This is a genomic window from Novosphingobium sp. PP1Y (assembly GCF_000253255.1).
Taxonomy (GTDB): Bacteria; Pseudomonadota; Alphaproteobacteria; order Sphingomonadales; family Sphingomonadaceae; genus Novosphingobium.
The window spans coordinates 407,188-423,282 of sequence record NC_015583.1 but is presented as its reverse complement, the minus strand read 5'-3'; the positions used below and the strand labels follow the sequence as shown (position 1 = coordinate 423,282).

Here is a 16,095-nt window from a genome sequence, read left to right as displayed (position 1 = left end):
CCGGGACTTGCGCCTCGTTTCGAACTGAAATTCGGTGTGCGGCACGCGCCGCCATCCTAGCCCAGTGACTGGCTGGAAAGGGCATAGACCCGGGCCGGGCCCTTCGGCTGCGGACGATTGCCGCGAACCATGGCCTCGACGGTGTCAACGTGCGCCAATCCTTGCGTTTCCAGCCACGGCCCCAGTCCCAGGCCGATTGAGGTGTCGATCCGCACGAAGCGGCCCTGCAGGCGTGAAAGCGCATCGGCTATCAATGTGCGGGCGTCCTCTTCGCATTCGGCGATGACCGGCCCGATCACCTGGCCGCGGCCGAAATCGCGGGTAATCGCATATCCGCGCGGGCGATCGCCTTGCCCGCGCAGTACGCGCAGGTCTCCGGCTTCTACCAGGCGGGCTATCAGCTCGCGTCGCGCCATACCCGTTGCCGCCGCGTCGAGCTCGAGCACGATGGGAAGATCGGTGCCCACGGCCTTTTCCACGGCGGTTGACGCGGCCTCATCCGCAAGGTTGGCTGCCAGGCCCTGGTACTGACAGATTTGGTCGAAACCGACGAACCCGCGCCGCCGATAAAGCTCGAGGCCATCGAGCGTGGCGGCGAGGATGACGGAGCGTTCGCCGAGTGTGTCCATCAAGGCATCGAAGATGCGCGAGCCCAATCGCTGGCCCTTGAACTGGCTGTCGACGATGATCGAGCCGACGGTGGCAAAGTCCGGGCCATAGTTCCAGGCCATTGCCGTGCCGACCAGCCTGTCTCCCTGCCGCAAGGCAAGGCCATGGCCCAGATCGTAGCCGAAGCGCCAGTCTTCGAGGCGATGCGGCCAGGACAGCGCAGTGGACAGACCCACTGCCTGCGGCAGGTCTTCGACTGTAAGGGCAACGGGTTCGGATACTGCGTCCGTCATATTTTCATCGACCACGTCTATCCATCGAATTCAGGGGGCCTTGCGCATTCTCAGGCCTGTTGGATGCAGGATAGGCACGGGTCCGATACCATTGTGCCGCTTTGGCAGTGGCAACCGCATATGCTGCCAAATTTGGTCCCGCACGCGGATTATGGCACTGCCGGACTGAAGAAGTGCCATGTATCGGGCAGATCGCGCCGGATTCCATCCGCGGCAGAATATGCCTTCGATCGGCAGAATTGCAGCTAGGAAGGATTGAGCATGCCCGCGATGGCGACGAGGGCGACGACGCCCAGGGCGCAGGCGGTTTCGACGACCAGCGAGCGGCTGAGACGCGCCCTCGCTCCCGGCTGTCCGGTGTCGAGCGCGGGCACGAGGTGCCAGCGGTTGTGGGCTGCGAGTCCCAGCATGGCGATGAACAGCAGGATCTTTGCAGCGATGAGCAGCGACCAGGTGCTAGCCGGCACCAGGCCGGAAGGTCCGGTAATCAGGTAGCCGTTGGCAATGCCGGTCACGGCGAGAAGGACGACGATCAGGGTGCCCGTCCGGGCAAATCGCGAGAGGACCGTGACCCACTCCGCGTCGTTGCCGCGGCTCGCCCCATCGCGGACAAAGCAGGCGAGGGCTCCCACCCATGTCGCCGCCGCGAGCAGGTGGATTACGTCCGAGACCTCGTGGAGCGCGCCGAGCGTCCCTTCTCCGGCACCGGCATGTCCAGTCCAGGCGCAGGTTGCCAGAGCCAGTGCGCCCAAGGGGGCCAGCACGGCATGGCGCGGGACCGCCAGCGCCAGAAGCACCAGCGCGGCAAGTGCGGCGGATCGTATGATCAGGACATCGCCGAGCGGGGTCGCCCCCAGCACGGCGGTAACCGTTGCCGCGTCCAGATCCGTGAGCGAAGTCGCGGCCATGACGGCGACCGAGGCAAGGGCCCAAAGGCACGAAGCGGCGAATGCACCAAGCGCAAGCATGGCCATGAGCCAACGCTGTTGCTTGCCTGCGATCCGCCGTCCGTCAGTCAGTTGGTAGATCGGCAACCCTGCTGCGAGCAGGAGCAGTACGAATGCAGCAAGCCGCGATGCGATCAGGATGCCGTCTGCCACGGGACTTAGCGAACCGTGAAGTTATAGCTGCCCTCGATGCGGTGCTGGTCGGCAGCAACCGCATGCCAGTTCAGCGTGTAACTGCCGGCAGGAAGGGCTCGGGGCAGCTTGACCTTGATGCTCTTGCCTTCGGCCTTGGTGGTGAAGCCGCTGATCGGCATGGGCTTGTGATTGGCCATGCCCGGCATGCCCGTCATCACCAGTTCGATGCCCGAAAGCGGCGCCACCAGCGTCTCATTGAAGTTCAGCGTGATCTCGGTCGGCTTGGCGACGCTGGAATCGGCGGCAGGCGTGGAGGACACAAGCTTCGGGTGAGCCATGGCAACGCCGGGGACGACGAGAGCAAGGGCGGCAAGCGATGCCAGCGCGGAAGTGACGGTCAGGCGGGGCATAATGAACTTCTCCTAGGCATGGCCGGCATAGCACGGCGCATGCAGCCAATACGCGCAGCACCCGCTCATCCCTCGCCTTGCCCGAAAAAATTGCGATCGGCACAACCTGTAATCGCGGATTTGACCGATCTTGCCGAGATCGGTGGCCTTCCCGGCATGACCTGACGGACCGGGGATCGAGAAGAGCAGCCGCTTTCGCGGGCGCGGGGATAGTCTTTCATCCATGTCCACGCGATCGATTCTGGCGGTCCTAGCCGCTCTTCCTCTGTTCTCGGCTACGGCTCATGCCCAGACGCAGTTGGCTGGGCAGGTCGATCTGCTGGAGATGCATGTCGGCCGGGGGGATGACCATTTCCTGTTCGACAGCACCTTCACGCTCAGCGGCGATCGCCAAGGCGCGGCATTGAAGCTGGAAGGCGGCAGCGATGTCGGCGCACATATCGATGAAGTCACCGCGCAGGCGCTGTATATACGTTTTCGCCCAACGGCAGCACGAATATACTGTTCGGCGTGCGCAACGACTTTCGGGCCGGCAGGGATCTCGGCCACGCGGCGCTGGGCGTCGAACTTCAGATTACGCCGGCGATCGCGGGCGAACATTACCTCTGGCTTTCCCAAGATGGCGATGTCACCGGCGCGGCAATGATCGTGGGTACTTTGGCCTTCGGCGAGGCGTTGCGGCTAGAGCCGCGCGTGGCGATCGGCTGGTCGGCGCAATCGATCCCGGCCGAAGAAGTGGGCGCAGGTATTGGAGAGTTGGAACTGTCTGCGCGCCTGCGCCATCAGATCGGCCCCGTGCTCAATGTCTATGGAGGTATTATCGACGAGCGGCTGGTGGGCCAAACCCGTCGGATTGCCCGGGCACAGGGTGACGACGGACATGTCACCCGTGCGGTGATCGGGCTCGGCCTGAACTTCTGAGACTTCGGCTACCGGCGCGAAGGATGAGGGGCGTCAGTCCTGCAGCCAGTGGCGGGCGAGCGCTACGTGCAGGCGAATACCTGTTTCCATCACATCGTCGTTGAAGTCGTAATGCGGGTTGTGCAGCGGCGGCGGATTGTCTCCTCGTCCCTGGCCGAGCCACAGATAAGCGCCGGGCCGCTCCTGCAACATGAAGGAGAAGTCCTCCGATGTCGGAGCCGGTTCCGGTGCCAATTGCGCGTTGGCGACCGTCGCAGCAATATCGAGAGCATCCCCAGCCGCATCGGTATCGTTGATCGTTGCCGGGTAATAGCGATCGTATTCGAGCGAGCTGCGCACTTCGAAGGACGTCTCGATGCCCTTGATCATCTGGCGCATGCGCTCTTCGATGCGGTCTTGCACGACAGGATCGAAACTGCGCACGGTGCCGCCGATGCGCACGCTGGCGGGGAGCACGTTGTGGGCATGGCCGCCGGCGATTTCGGTGACGGAGAGGACGGCATTGGCACTGGGCGGGATGTCGCGGCCGATAATGCTATTGAGCTGCTGCACAAGGCTTGCCGCGGCCAGGATCGTGTCGGGCGTGTCTTGCGGCAAAGCGGCGTGACCACCCTTGCCTTCAAGTATGATCTTGAACTTGTCGGCCGCGCCCATGATCGCGCCGGGGCGCGTCGCGATTGTTCCGGCCGGCAGGCCCGGCCAGTTGTGCAGGGCATAGACCCGTTCGCAGTCGAAGCGGTCGAACAGCCCATCCTCGATCATGTGCCGTGCACCGCCAAGGCCTTCCTCGGCGGGCTGGAAGATGAAGTTGAGTGTTCCCGAGAAGCCCGGATCGCGCGCGAGCACCTGCGCCGCGCCCAGCAGCATCGCGACGTGCCCGTCATGGCCGCAGCCGTGGAAGCAGCCGGGGACCGTGCTCGACCAAGCGGCATTGGTCTGCTCTTCGATCGGCAGCGCATCCATGTCGGCGCGCAGGCCAAGCGTGCGCTTGCCATCACCGCTGCGCAGGACCGCGACGATGCCGGTTCCGCCGATGCCTTCGTGCACTTCCAGGCCGATCTCGCGAAGCTGCTCGGCGATGCGCTGCGCGGTGCGATGTTCGGCAAAGCCCAGCTCGGGGTGGGCATGGATGTCACGGCGAAAGGCGATTAGCGGCTGGAGCAGGTCGGCAATATCGTTCATCGGTCTCGCATTCGTCCGGTCATTCGCCGAACAGGTTCTGGATCGGAAAGTGGTGCTTGATGAAGGGGCTCTTGATCACGACGTAGCTGAAATACTTCTCTATGCCATAATCGCTTTCAAGCATTTCCTCGATGAGCGACTGGTAATGGGTAACGCCGCGGGCCGCGAACTTGAGGAGGTAGTCGTAGCCGCCGCTGACAAGGTGGCATTCGACGATCTCGTCGATCTTGGCGATGCGCATTTCGAAGCGCGAGAAATCGCCGCGCCGGTGCTCGCTCAGCGTCACTTCGGTGAAGACGGTGAGGAATTCGCCAAGCTTGTTGAGATTGATGTGCGCGCCGTAGCCGGTGATGTATCCGGCACTTTCCAGCCGTTTGACGCGGGTCAGGCAAGGACTGGGCGAAAGCCCGACAGCATCGGAAAGCTCTACATTGGTGATGCGCCCGCACTGCTGCAGCATCGCCAGGATCTTGAGATCGATGCGATCGAGTTTGGGGCCCAAGGCCATGTTCTTTTCTCCTCAGCCGAGCGCCTGGCGGACGTCTGGCATTTCCAGCAACTGATCTAGCGACCTCTCGACCCGTTCGAATATCAGGTCCATCTCGTTTTCGGAACAGCAGAGTGCAGGAGCGAAGCCGATTACGGCATTGGCGAAGCAGCGCACGATTACGTCGTTTTCCCAGGTGAGCTGCGAAAGCCGGCCCGCGATGTCGAGTTCGGGTGCGAAGCCGGCCTTGGTTTCCTTGTTGCTGACCAGTTCGATCGCGCCGAGCAGGCCGCGTCCGCGGGTATCGCCGACAAGCGGGTGCGCCCGGATTCGATCGAGGTGATGGTCGAAGCGCTTGCCCGTCTTCTGGCCGTTCTCGAGCAGACCGTTCTCATAGAGCCGGATCACCTCGAGGCCGACTGCAGCGCTAACCGGGTGGCCGGAATAAGTGAATCCATGACCAACGGGCAGGGCTGCCGGGGCCGAGTCTGCAATCGACTGATAGACATGATCGGCCATCAGCACTGCGCCCATGGGCGCGTAACCCGCGGTGAGTCCCTTGGCGAGCGTGAGGAAATCGGGCGAGACGCCTTCGTCGTCACAAGCGAACATCGGGCCGGTGCGGCCAAAGCCGGTGATGACTTCGTCGACGAGCATCAGGATGCCGAGCCGGTCGCAGGTTTCGCGGATTGCCTTGAGCCAGCCGCGGGGCGGAACGATGACGCCGCCCGAACCCTGGATCGGTTCGCAGCAGAAGGCCGCGACCTTGTCGGCGCCCAGTTCGGCGACCTTGGCCTCGATCGCGGCAACCGTGGAGGCAATCACCGCGGCATCGTCATGGCCTTCGGGATGACGATAGGGATAGGGCGAGGCAATATGGTGCTGCCAGGGACGCGGCAGATCGAAACCGCGGTGGAAGTTCGCCAGCGCGGTCAGTCCGGCGCCGTTCGAGCTGGAACCGTGGTAGCCCCATTCAAGAGCGATGAACTGCTTCTTCTCGGGCTTGCCGATCGCGTTGAAGTAGTGGGTGATGTAACGGATCGCGCTGTCGACAGCGTCCGAGCCGCCCAGCGTGAAATAGACGTGGTCGAGACCTTCCGGCGCGAGCGAGGCGAGCTTGTCGGCCAGCAGGATCGCCGGTTCGCTGCCAAAGTGGAAATAGCCGGTAGCGTAAGGCAGGCGGCGCATCTGCTCCATTGCCACTTCGACGATCGATTCCTGCCCGTAGCCGACGTTGACGCACCACAGTCCGGCGAAGGCGTCCAGAACTTTCTTGCCCTCGATATCGGTCAGCCACATCCCGTCGCCCGATGCCAGCACGCGGGCGCCGTGCGCCTCGTGTCCCCGGAACGATGTGACGGGATGGATCAGGTGCTGCCTGTCGAGATCGACCAGCGACTGGTTGGAGCGATGGGCGGGAGTGCGGGAGGGAGCGTTTTCCATGCCGTCGATGCTATCGCACGCATCCGGCGGGTTGCGCTGAAATAAGGCCCGCCGTCACCTCCAGCGGGCAAATCGTGGCAGGGTGGCGGCAGATTATGCCGCTCCCTGCCACGAGCGATTCAGCCGATCAACGAAGCCACGGCCTTGCCGCAGGAAACGGTGTTCGCCTTGCCGCCCAGGTCGCCGGTGCGCCCGTTCTCGGATGCGAGAGTCGCTTCGATCGCGCGCATGATCGAAGCTGCCGCTTCGGCCTCGCCCAAGTGTTCCAGCATCATCGACGCGGACCAGATCTGGCCGACCGGGTTGGCAATGCCCTTGCCAGCGATATCCGGCGCGGAGCCGTGGACGGGTTCGAACAGGGAAGGGTGCGTCCCGTCCGGATTGATGTTGGCGGAAGGGGCAACGCCGATCGTGCCGGTGCAGGCAGGTCCAAGGTCCGACAGGATGTCGCCGAAGAGATTGGAGGCGACGACGACATCGAAACGCTGCGGGTTCATGACGAACTGCGCGGTGAGGATATCGATGTGATACTTGTCGTGCGTGACCCCGGGATATTCGGCGCCGATAGCTTCGACGCGCTTGTCCCAGAACGGCATGGTGATGGCGATGCCGTTGGATTTGGTGGCACTTGTCACGTGCCTGCGCTCGCGCTTGGCTGCAAGGTCGAAGGCATAGCGCAGGACACGGTCGACGCCATGGCGGGTCATGACCGTTTCCTGGATCACGATTTCGCGGTCCGTGCCCGGGAACATGTGTCCGCCCACGGAGCTGTATTCGCCTTCGGTATTCTCGCGCACGACCCAGAAGTCGATATCGCCCGGCTTGCGGCCCGCCAGCGGACAGGGCACGCCCGGCATCAGGCGCACCGGGCGCAGGTTGACGTACTGGTCGAATTCGCGGCGGAACTGCAGGAGCGACTGCCAAAGGGAAACATGGTCCGGCACCGTGTCGGGCCAGCCGACTGCACCGAAGAAGATCGCGTCGACCTTGCCGATGCGATCCTTCCAGTCGTCAGGCATCATCTGCCCATGCTTCGCGTAGTAATCGCAGCTGGCGAAATCGTGCCACTGCAGGTCCAGCTCGAAGCCGTGGGCGGAGGCTGCGGCTTCGAGAGCTCGCGTGCCTTCGGGCATGACTTCCTTGCCGATGCCGTCACCCGGGAGGACTGCGATCGAATAGCGGCGCTTCGCGCTCATGCCTGTGCCTCTTGCAGTTCCAGCCCGCCGATGTGGAAGGCCTTGGTTTCCAGATATTCCTCGATGCCCGCCGTGCCGCCTTCGCGACCGAGGCCCGATGCCTTCACGCCGCCGAAAGGCGCCACTTCCATGGCGATCGAACCGGTATTGAGGGCCACCATGCCTGCTTCCAGCGCTTCGGCAACACGGAAGGAGCGCGAAAGGTCGCGGGTGTAGAAGTAGCTCGCCAGGCCATAGGGCGTATCGTTGGCCATGGCGATGGCCTGCGCCTCGTCCTCGAAGCGGAACAGAGGCGCGACGGGCCCGAAGGTCTCCTCGCTGGCCAGCCGCATGTCGGCATGGGCATCGGTGATCACCACCGGGCGCACGAAATTGCCGTCCTCGCGCCCGCTGCCCGATGCGACAAGGCGCCCGCCGCGATCCAGCGCATCGGCAACGTGCTCGGATACCTTGGTGACGGCAGCGGCATTGATCAACGGACCAACTGTCGCTCCGGCCTCGAAACCGGGCGCTGCGTGGAGCGCGGACACGGCGGCAGAGAGCCGGGCGGCAAATTCGTCATGCACGGACGATTGGACGAAAATGCGGTTCGCGCATACGCAGGTCTGGCCCGAATTGCGGAACTTGCTGACCATGGCCGCCTTGACGGCAAGGTCGAGGTCGGCGTCCTCGAACACGATCAGCGGGGCATTGCCGCCCAGTTCCAGGCTTATCCGCTTGATGGTATCGGCGCATTGACGCATCAGCAGCGATCCGACCCGGGTCGATCCGGTGAAGGAGAGCTTTCGCACGTCCGGGCTGGCCGCAAAGGTCTCGCCGATTTCCTGGGGCATGCCGGTCAGGACATGGATCAATCCAGCTGGAATGCCTGCCCGCAGCGCCAGCTCAGCCATCGCCAGGGCGCTGAAGGGTGTGAATTCGGATGGCTTGATGATCACCGGACAACCGGCCGCGAGCGCAGGCGCGCACTTGCGGGTAATCATCGCAGCCGGGAAGTTCCACGGCGTGATGATGGCGCTCGGCCCGACCGGCTCGGTCAGCACCAGAATGCGGCGATCGCGTTCCGGCGATGTGACGTTGCGCGCGCCGACCCGGCGGCCTTCCTCGGCGAACCACTTGATGAAGGTCGCCGCATAGCGAATTTCGCCCTGGGCTTCGGCCAGCGGCTTGCCCTGTTCGGCAGTCATGATCCGAGCCAGGTCGTCGGCATTCTCGAGGACGAGAGCATGCCAGCGCTCGACCAGGGCGCAGCGTTCACCCGCCGTGCGGGCGCGCCAATCGGGCCAGGCTGCCATGGCGGCATCGATGGCGGCCTGCGTCTCGGAGCGGCCGCAGGGAGGCACCATGCCCACGAGACTGCCGTCGGCCGGGTTGTCGACAGCGATGCCCGACGCCTTGTCGGCCACCAGCCATTCGCCGGAGATGAGCGCTGCCTGGCGCAGCAGCGAGGGGTCGCGAAGCTCCAGCATCAGCCGAACGCCTGCGAGGCGACAGCGAAGACTTTCGCCGGTCCCGAGCCCTTCGGCGCTTTGCCGCGGACCATCGTCGTGACCTTGCCCACGCAGGGCAGGCCGATATCTTCGAGCCATTCGGAAAGACCGGTGCCAACCAGCGCGTCGATCCTGCAGAACCTGCCAGCCTTTGCACCCAGCCAGTGCGTCACCAGTGCCTGCGCTCCGCCAAGATCCGGCGCGACGATCGGGGCGATGACGCGTCCGCGCCCGAACCGGCGCAGCAGCGCAAAGCCGACCGGTTCGTGATCGCGCGAAAGCACCACCGACTGGCTATCGCGCGAGATGCGTTCGAAGAAGGCATCGCGGTCCATGCCAAGCGTCTGGCTGTAGATTGCGGGCAGCATGTTGTCGGTGGCTCCCATCGGTCGCACGCGCTCACCCGGGCGCAGATCGGCCAGAGGCATTGTCGGGGCAAGTCCCTGATGCTGATGCACGGTGGCGAAGGGCTCGAAGCCCAGCTTGGTGTAAAGCGGCAGGCCTTCCGCGGTCGCATTGAGCGTGATGTTCCAGCCTTCGAGTCGCTCGAGCATGGCTTCCATCAGTTGGCGTCCGATGCCTTCGCCCTGCTTGTCGGCGGTGACGATGACCATGCCGATCGAGGCGTAGTTCCCACCGAAGCGCCAGGCCATGATCGAACCTACGACCTTGCCTTCGCATTCAGCGACAATGCCCTCGCCCAGTTCGTAGAACAGCTCCCAGTCCTCGGTGCGGTGCGGCCAGGATTGTTCGGCGGAAAGCTCGACTGTGCGGTGCAAGTCTTCCACACTCATGTCTCGCAATACGTTGGGGGCCTTCGTCGCAACCACCATGTCGATTTCTCCGTTTCGGTCCGGCGAAATGCAGGGGGCCGGACCGTTGAATTCAGCTGCCCTCTAGCGATTGCACAAAGGCATGGGCTGCCGGTTTTCCCGGCTAATCGGAACAATATTGCGCCATGCCGGATGGTTCCCCGGCATGGCCTATCAAATTTCTGCCGAGCCCGCCGATGAAAGATCGGCAAGCGTATGATGGCACAGGATCGCCTGGCCTTCGCTTTCGCGCAGCGGGGCAGGCACGGCATCGCAGGTCCCCGCGATCGCTGCAGGGCAGCGCGGCAGGAAGCGGCACAGCGCTTCCCCTGCGGCATTCCTGAGCGAAGCGCCTGGCATCGCGGCGCGTTCCACGGCAGCGCGGTGGGTGAGCCAGCCCCGGTCCATGTCAGGCACCGAATCGACCAGTAACCGCGTGTAGGGGTGGCGGATCGCGCCGGCGAATTCAGACTGCCGCGACAGTTCCACCGCCGTGCCGGAATAGAGCACGAGCATCTTGTCGCAAAATGCCTTCACCGTTGAGATGTCGTGACTGATGAAGACGGTGGCGATGCCCAGCTTGCGCCGCAACTCGTCGATGAGGTCGAGTATCGCCGCACCCACGACGGTGTCGAGCGCGGAGGTCACTTCGTCGCAGAGCAACACGTCCGGCTCGGCCGCCAGCGCGCGCGCAAGGTTGACGCGCTGTTTCTGCCCGCCCGACAATTCCGTGCTGCGGCGCGTTTCCAGTCCGCGGGGAAGCTGAATGATGTCGAGCAGCTCGGCGACCCGTGCCGCGGCAGCGGAACCCTTGAGTCCGTGGTAGAAGGCGAGCGGGCGCGAAAGGATTTCCCCGACGGTATGCGCGGGATTGAGCGCGGTATCGGCATTCTGGAAGACCATCTGGATGCGCCGCAATTGTTCGCGGCTGCGATCTGCCATGTCGGCGGGAAGGACATCGTCGTCGAGTTGGACTTCACCGCCGGCCGCAGGAAGGAGGCCGGCGATCACGCGCGCCAGGGTCGACTTGCCGGACCCGGACTCGCCGATGACCCCGATGGTCGCTCCGCGCTTCAGGGTGAAGCCGACATTGCTCAATACCGGAATTGCGGGCTGGCCATCGACGATGCGGCCATATCCCGCCCTGATTGCCGAAACAGTCAGCACATTGTCTTCGCTTGCGTCGGCCGACGGTCGGACAGCCGGATGCGCAGCGGCGAGGAGCGACTTGGTATAGTCGCTGGAAGGGGCCTCGAGGATCTGCTCCGCGGTGCCTTCCTCGCTCGTGCGCCCGTTCTTGAGCACGACAATGCGATCGGCAACCTGGGCGACAACGGCAAGGTCGTGGCTGACGTAGATTGCGGTGGCACCGCTGGCGGCAATGGCAGACTTGAAGGTACGCAGCACTTCGACCTGCGTGGTCACGTCGAGGGCCGTGGTCGGCTCGTCGAGGATAACCAGTTCGGGATCGGTGATAAGCGCCATGGCGGCCATGAGCCGCTGAAGCTGTCCACCCGAGACCTGATGCGGATAGCGCTGCCCGATGGTTTCGGGCGAGGGCAGGGCAAGCGAGCGAAAGATTTCGACTGCCTTGGCTTCCGCTGTCCTGCGATCGGCCAGGCGATGGACCAGGAGAGGTTCGATGACCTGGGCCATGATCGGGCGCGAGGGATTGAAGGCGGCGGCCGCACTTTGCGCGATATAGGAAATGCGCCGTCCGCGGATCGTGGGCAGTTCGCTTTCGGCCATCCGGTCGATGCGCATGTCGCCCACGCGAATGCACTCGGCCGAAATCCGTGCGCCGAAGCGCGAGTAACCCATCATGGACAGGGCAATGGTCGTCTTGCCCGAACCGGATTCGCCGATCAGCGCCAGTACCTCGCCCTTGGGGATGGCGAAGGACACGTCCTCGACGATAGCCTTGCGGGTGCCGTCGGGGCGGGCGACGTCGATGACGAGGCCGCTGACTTCGACTGCGGGCGCGTTCATGCCTTGCCTCCCGGCTTGAGGGCATCGATCAGCAGGTTTGCGCCCACTGTCAGCGTGGCGATCGCGAGCGCGGGGACAATGATCGCCAGCGCACCTTCGGTGATCCCGGAGATATTCTCGCGCACCAGCGAGCCGAGGTCGGCATGGGGCGGCTGGACGCCAAGGCCAAGGAAGCTCAGGCCCGACAGCAGCAGGACGACGAAGACGAAGCGCAGGCCGGTGTCGGCCAGCAGGGGATGGATCATGTTCGGCAGCACTTCGCGCAGGGCAATGTGGACCGAGCCTTCACCGCGGGCGCGCGCGACCTGCACGAAGTCGAGCGCCACCAGATTCATCGCCAGCGCCCGCGCGATGCGGAAATTGCCGGGCACGTAAGTGGCGGCGGCGATCACCAGCAGCAGCGAGAGCGAGGATCCGAAAGCTGCGACGAGGACCAGCGCGAAGATCTTCGAAGGGATCGAGATGAAGGTGTCCATCGCACGCGAGATCACTTCGTCGGTCCAGCCCCCGCGGATGGCGGCGAGCAATGCAAACGAGGTCCCGATGCACACAGCGATCATCGCTGCACCCAGCGCGAGGAACACGGTGTAGCGCGATCCCCACAGGACGCGGCTGAGCACGTCACGACCCAGGTAGTCGCTGCCCAGCCAGAACTGCGATGAGATTCCGCTGAAGACGTCCTGATCAACGAAGGCGCCGACCGAATAGGGTGCGAGCCACGGGCCAACGAGAGCCACGACGAGCCAGAAGACGACGAGTGCAAGACCGATGCGTCCGGACACCGGCAAGCCGCGCAGGAAGGTTGTCAGTTTAGTGCTCATGCGCGCAGCCTCGGGTTGGCGAGGATGGCGACGATGTCGGCCACCAGCATCAGGGCAAGATAGGTCGCGCAGAAGATCATCGCGCAGGATTGCAGCAAAGGCATGTCGCGGCTCGTCACGGCATTGACCATCAGGCTGGCAAGGCCGGGAAAGTTGAAGATCGTCTCGACGATGATGGCACCGCCCATGAGGTAGGAGAGGGAAAGCGCCATGGCGTTGACCACCGGGCCAACGGCATTGGGCATTACGTGGAACAGGACGATGCGCGAGAAGGGCACGCCCTTGAGCTTGGCCATCTCGACGTAGGGACGATCCAGCTGATCCGCGACAGCAGCGCGGGTCATGCGGGCCATCTGCGCCACGACGACGCAAGTCAGCGAGAAAACCGGCAGGGCCATCGAGCGCAGCATCGCGCTCCAACTGGCCTCGGGTGTGACCAGGGCGATCGAGGGCAGCCAAAGCAGCTTTACCGAGAAGATCAGCACACCCAGAGTCGCGATCAGGAACTCGGGCATGGCGACGAGCGAGAGCGTGGTGACGTTCAGCGCACTGTCGAGCCTGCCACCGCGATTGATCGCGCTCGAAATGCCGATGATCAGGGCGAGGACGGTTGAGATAACGGCGGTGATCGCTGCAAGTGTAAGCGAATTGGGCAGTCGGTCGGAAATGATCTGGCTGACCGGCATGTTGGCGACATAGGACATGCCGGGATCGCCGCGCACGATGCCGCCGAGCCAGGCGACGTACCGCACGTGCGCCGGGCGATCGAGGCCCATGTCATGGCGCAAGGCTGCCACCTGTTCCTCGGTTGCGCTCTGGCCGAGCACTTCCTGCGCGGCGTCGCCGGGAAGCAGGCCGCTTACCGTGAAGATCACCAAAGAAACGAGAAAGAGAGTGAGTAGCGAAGACAGTACGCGCCTGATGATCAGCGGCGCGAGCTTGGCCAGCGAGGACTGGGTTTTTGCAGGAGCCGCCATCAGTCTTCCCACCATGCGTATTCGGCGAAGCGATAGCCCATGAAAGCTCCGAGCGGGACCGGGACCAGGCCCTTGAGGCGGCGGTCATGACCGTCGAGCAGGCTGATGAAGACGGGAATTGCCACACCGCACTTGTCATGCACGATGCGCTGCATTTCGCCGTAGAGTTCGGCACGGCGCGCTTCGTCGGCCTCGCCGCGGGCTTCGATGAGCAGGCGGTCGAAGCGTTCGTTCTTCCAGCCGCTTTCGTTCCAGTTCGCCTTTGAATCGAAAAACAGGCTGAAGATAAGGTCGGCGGTCGGACGCGGATTGCAATTTCCGAATGTCATCGGATGCCGCATCCAGTGCGTTGACCAGTAGCCGTCGGCAGGCACCCGGTTGACTGCGAAGTTAAGACCGACCTTCGAGCCGTACTCCTGCAGGATCGAGGCCATGTCAACGGAGCCCTCTGCCGCAGTCGCAGCGAAGATCGGCATGCGTACGCCGGTCAGACCGGAGCGCTGAATATGCCAGCGCGCCTTGTCGAGATCGAGCACTGTCTGCGGCACGTCCGGATTGAAATAGGGCTGGAACGGCGCGATCGGCTGGTCGTTGGCAATTGTCGCGTAGTTGCGGAAAAGGGCTCGCTTGATCAGCGGCCTGTCGATCATCAGCTTTACCGCCTGCACGAAATCGGGGTTGCCGGTCGGCAGCTGGTCCTGGCGCATGATGAGATCGGTAAAGAGCGCGGATGGCGTTGCCATTGTCGCATAGCGCGGATCGGCCTCAATCCTGCGGGTGGAGCGGGGATTGATGGCATTGCACAGCTGGATGTCGCCGGAAAGCAAGGCGTTGACGCGGCTGACTTCGTCGGGAATCGCGATCAGCTCCACGCGTTCCAGATGCGGCCTTCCCGGGATCCAGTATTCCTCGTTGCGCACGACTACGGTGCGTACGCCGGGCTGGAATTCGGCAAGGCGAAAGGCGCCCGTGCCATTGCCGTCCGGTGCGTTCTGACCGGCACGCACGACCAGAAAGTGGGACTGGGCAAGGATCGTGGGCAGGTCGGCATTGGCTCCGGTGAGCCGGATCGTGACACCATAGCGGCCGTCGCTGCGAACGTCGGCGAATTGGGCGGCGATCGTCTCCATCTTCGAGCCGACTGCCGGATCCTTGTGGCGCAGCAGGGAGAAGACGACGTCTTGCGCCGTCAATTCGCTTCCGTCGTGGAAGCGTACGCCGCGCTCAAGTTCGAAGTGCCAGGTGATCCGGTCTGCGCTATCGATGGACTTGGCCAGGGACGGGCGCGGAACGAGGCTTTCGTCCTCGATGCAGGTCAGCCCGTTGTAGAGCATGAAATGGCGCGTGTAGTCGGTTGCCAGCGCGCCCTTGGCAGGGTCGAGCGTATCGGCGGTCGAAGCGGCCTGCGTCGCAACCCGGATACTGCCGCCCTTCTTTGGAGTGGCCTTGCGCTCGCCGCCAGCGCAGCCGCCCAAAGCCAGCAGTCCCGCGCCGGCAAGACCCGCGCCTATCACGCTTCGCCTCGAAAGGGAGTTGCCGCCGATCAGCATCGCTTGCAGTCCTCGCGCTTGATTGCCACCGCCAACGCCTCGCGCCTGCCCGATCGGGGGAACGGTAGGCGCGAGACGCGGCGGGTGAGAGGCAAAATCACAGCGTCGATGCTCAGAGGCCGACGACCGCGGGCAGGCAACCGATGTGCGGAATTTCGACATCGCGATAGTTGGCATTCGACGGCTCGTGGCCACGCCCGACGAAGACGCGGCAGCCGAAGCCGAGGTCCGTCGCCGTGTTCTGGTCGTAGCGGAAGCTGGACGAGACGTGCATCATCACTTCCGGCCCGCAGCCCAGCTGGTCGAACATGTATTCGAAGGCCTGCATGCGCGGCTTGTAGGCCTGGGCGCTCTCGGCCGTGTAGACACGGTGGAAGGGCGCGCCGAGCAAGGCCACGTTGTGCGGGATCTGATCGTTCATCGCATTGGAGAGGATGACGAGCGGGATCTTGTCGGCAATCTTGGAAAGTCCGCCGGGCACGTCGGGATGCGGACCCCACTTGGGCACCATGTCGTAAATGGAATCGGCGTCAGCTTCGCGGTATTCGACGCCGAACTTCTTTGCGGTGCGGCGCACGGCGTTGCGGATGACTTCCCGGTAAGGCTTCCAGGCCCCAAGTGTCTCATCGAAGCGGTATGTCGAGAAAACGGAGCACATGTGATCCATCGCCTCGGCCGGGATGCGATCGGCGAAGAACTCACGGGCCATTTCCGACATGTGAAAGCGGATCAGCGTGCCGTAGCAATCGAAGCTGATGTACTTGGGCCGGAAGGGGGGGGTGAAGCTGGAACTGGCGCTGGTCATTTCGTCGCTTGATCCTCTTGCGCGGGCC

16 protein-coding genes are annotated in these 16,095 nt (G+C 63.8%); 1 reads left to right on the top strand and 15 read right to left on the bottom strand.

Annotated elements, in window-relative coordinates:
- Positions 1 to 56: 56 nt before the first annotated feature.
- The 4 genes from PP1Y_RS02890 to PP1Y_RS02875 form a co-directional block, all read right to left on the bottom strand.
- Positions 57 to 902, bottom strand: a complete 846-nt coding sequence (locus tag PP1Y_RS02890) for a GNAT family N-acetyltransferase (RefSeq protein ID WP_013836606.1) — start codon at positions 900 to 902, stop codon at positions 57 to 59.
- A gap of 245 nt (positions 903 to 1,147) precedes the next feature.
- Positions 1,148 to 2,002, bottom strand: coding sequence for a copper homeostasis membrane protein CopD (gene copD / locus PP1Y_RS02885; RefSeq protein ID WP_041558279.1), 855 nt, complete (start codon positions 2,000 to 2,002; stop codon positions 1,148 to 1,150).
- A gap of 5 nt (positions 2,003 to 2,007) precedes the next feature.
- Positions 2,008 to 2,394, bottom strand: coding sequence for a copper homeostasis periplasmic binding protein CopC (gene copC / locus PP1Y_RS02880; RefSeq protein ID WP_013836604.1), 387 nt, complete (start codon positions 2,392 to 2,394; stop codon positions 2,008 to 2,010).
- 250 nt (positions 2,395 to 2,644) lie between these two features.
- Entirely contained in the window at positions 2,645 to 2,833 is a 189-nt protein-coding gene (locus tag PP1Y_RS02875) for a hypothetical protein (RefSeq protein ID WP_041558277.1), read from the bottom strand.
- Positions 2,834 to 2,904: 71 nt separating this feature from the next.
- Between PP1Y_RS02875 and PP1Y_RS02870 the strand changes: the two genes are divergently transcribed.
- The gene (locus PP1Y_RS02870; RefSeq protein ID WP_013836603.1) at positions 2,905 to 3,315 is read left to right on the top strand and encodes a copper resistance protein B; all 411 of its coding nucleotides are present in this window, start codon (positions 2,905 to 2,907) and stop codon (positions 3,313 to 3,315) included.
- Between the two features lie 33 nt (positions 3,316 to 3,348).
- Here the strand turns inward: PP1Y_RS02870 and PP1Y_RS02865 are convergent, their stop codons facing one another.
- The 11 genes from PP1Y_RS02865 to PP1Y_RS02815 all read right to left on the bottom strand — a co-directional run bounded on the left by PP1Y_RS02865 (position 3,349) and on the right by PP1Y_RS02815 (position 16,067).
- Positions 3,349 to 4,497 carry a M20 aminoacylase family protein gene (locus tag PP1Y_RS02865; protein WP_013836602.1) on the bottom strand — a complete coding sequence of 383 codons (1,149 nt, stop codon included), beginning with the start codon at positions 4,495 to 4,497 and terminating at the stop codon, positions 3,349 to 3,351.
- A gap of 19 nt (positions 4,498 to 4,516) precedes the next feature.
- Positions 4,517 to 5,005: an Lrp/AsnC family transcriptional regulator gene (locus PP1Y_RS02860; RefSeq protein WP_007014171.1), complete on the bottom strand. Its 489-nt coding sequence runs from the start codon at positions 5,003 to 5,005 to the stop codon at positions 4,517 to 4,519.
- Positions 5,006 to 5,017: 12 nt separating this feature from the next.
- Positions 5,018 to 6,427 (bottom strand): aspartate aminotransferase family protein, encoded by a 1,410-nt coding sequence (locus tag PP1Y_RS02855; protein ID WP_013836601.1) that lies wholly within the window; start codon positions 6,425 to 6,427, stop codon positions 5,018 to 5,020.
- A 119-nt stretch (positions 6,428 to 6,546) separates the two neighbouring features.
- Complete coding sequence (locus PP1Y_RS02850) at positions 6,547 to 7,623, bottom strand: tartrate dehydrogenase (protein WP_013836600.1); 1,077 nt, start codon at positions 7,621 to 7,623, stop codon at positions 6,547 to 6,549.
- Positions 7,620 to 9,092 (bottom strand): NAD-dependent succinate-semialdehyde dehydrogenase, encoded by a 1,473-nt coding sequence (locus tag PP1Y_RS02845; RefSeq protein WP_007014174.1) that lies wholly within the window; start codon positions 9,090 to 9,092, stop codon positions 7,620 to 7,622. Before PP1Y_RS02845 ends, PP1Y_RS02850 begins: the two co-directional genes overlap by 4 nt.
- A complete protein-coding gene (locus tag PP1Y_RS02840; protein ID WP_013836599.1) occupies positions 9,092 to 9,946 on the bottom strand; it encodes a GNAT family N-acetyltransferase in 855 nt (284 codons plus the stop codon). The genes PP1Y_RS02845 and PP1Y_RS02840 overlap by 1 nt, the downstream gene beginning before the upstream one ends.
- A 153-nt stretch (positions 9,947 to 10,099) precedes the next feature.
- On the bottom strand, positions 10,100 to 11,914 hold the full coding sequence (locus PP1Y_RS02835) for an ABC transporter ATP-binding protein (protein WP_013836598.1): 1,815 nt from the start codon (positions 11,912 to 11,914) through the stop codon (positions 10,100 to 10,102).
- Complete coding sequence (locus tag PP1Y_RS02830; RefSeq protein WP_013836597.1) at positions 11,911 to 12,735, bottom strand: ABC transporter permease; 825 nt, start codon at positions 12,733 to 12,735, stop codon at positions 11,911 to 11,913. The genes PP1Y_RS02835 and PP1Y_RS02830 overlap by 4 nt, the downstream gene beginning before the upstream one ends.
- On the bottom strand, positions 12,732 to 13,712 hold the full coding sequence (locus tag PP1Y_RS02825; RefSeq protein ID WP_173364712.1) for an ABC transporter permease: 981 nt from the start codon (positions 13,710 to 13,712) through the stop codon (positions 12,732 to 12,734). The genes PP1Y_RS02830 and PP1Y_RS02825 overlap by 4 nt, the downstream gene beginning before the upstream one ends.
- Positions 13,712 to 15,262, bottom strand: coding sequence for an ABC transporter substrate-binding protein (locus PP1Y_RS02820; protein WP_041558274.1), 1,551 nt, complete (start codon positions 15,260 to 15,262; stop codon positions 13,712 to 13,714). The genes PP1Y_RS02825 and PP1Y_RS02820 overlap by 1 nt, the downstream gene beginning before the upstream one ends.
- 112 nt (positions 15,263 to 15,374) lie before the next feature.
- Positions 15,375 to 16,067, bottom strand: coding sequence for a haloacid dehalogenase type II (locus PP1Y_RS02815; protein ID WP_013836594.1), 693 nt, complete (start codon positions 16,065 to 16,067; stop codon positions 15,375 to 15,377).
- Positions 16,068 to 16,095: the final 28 nt, after the last annotated feature.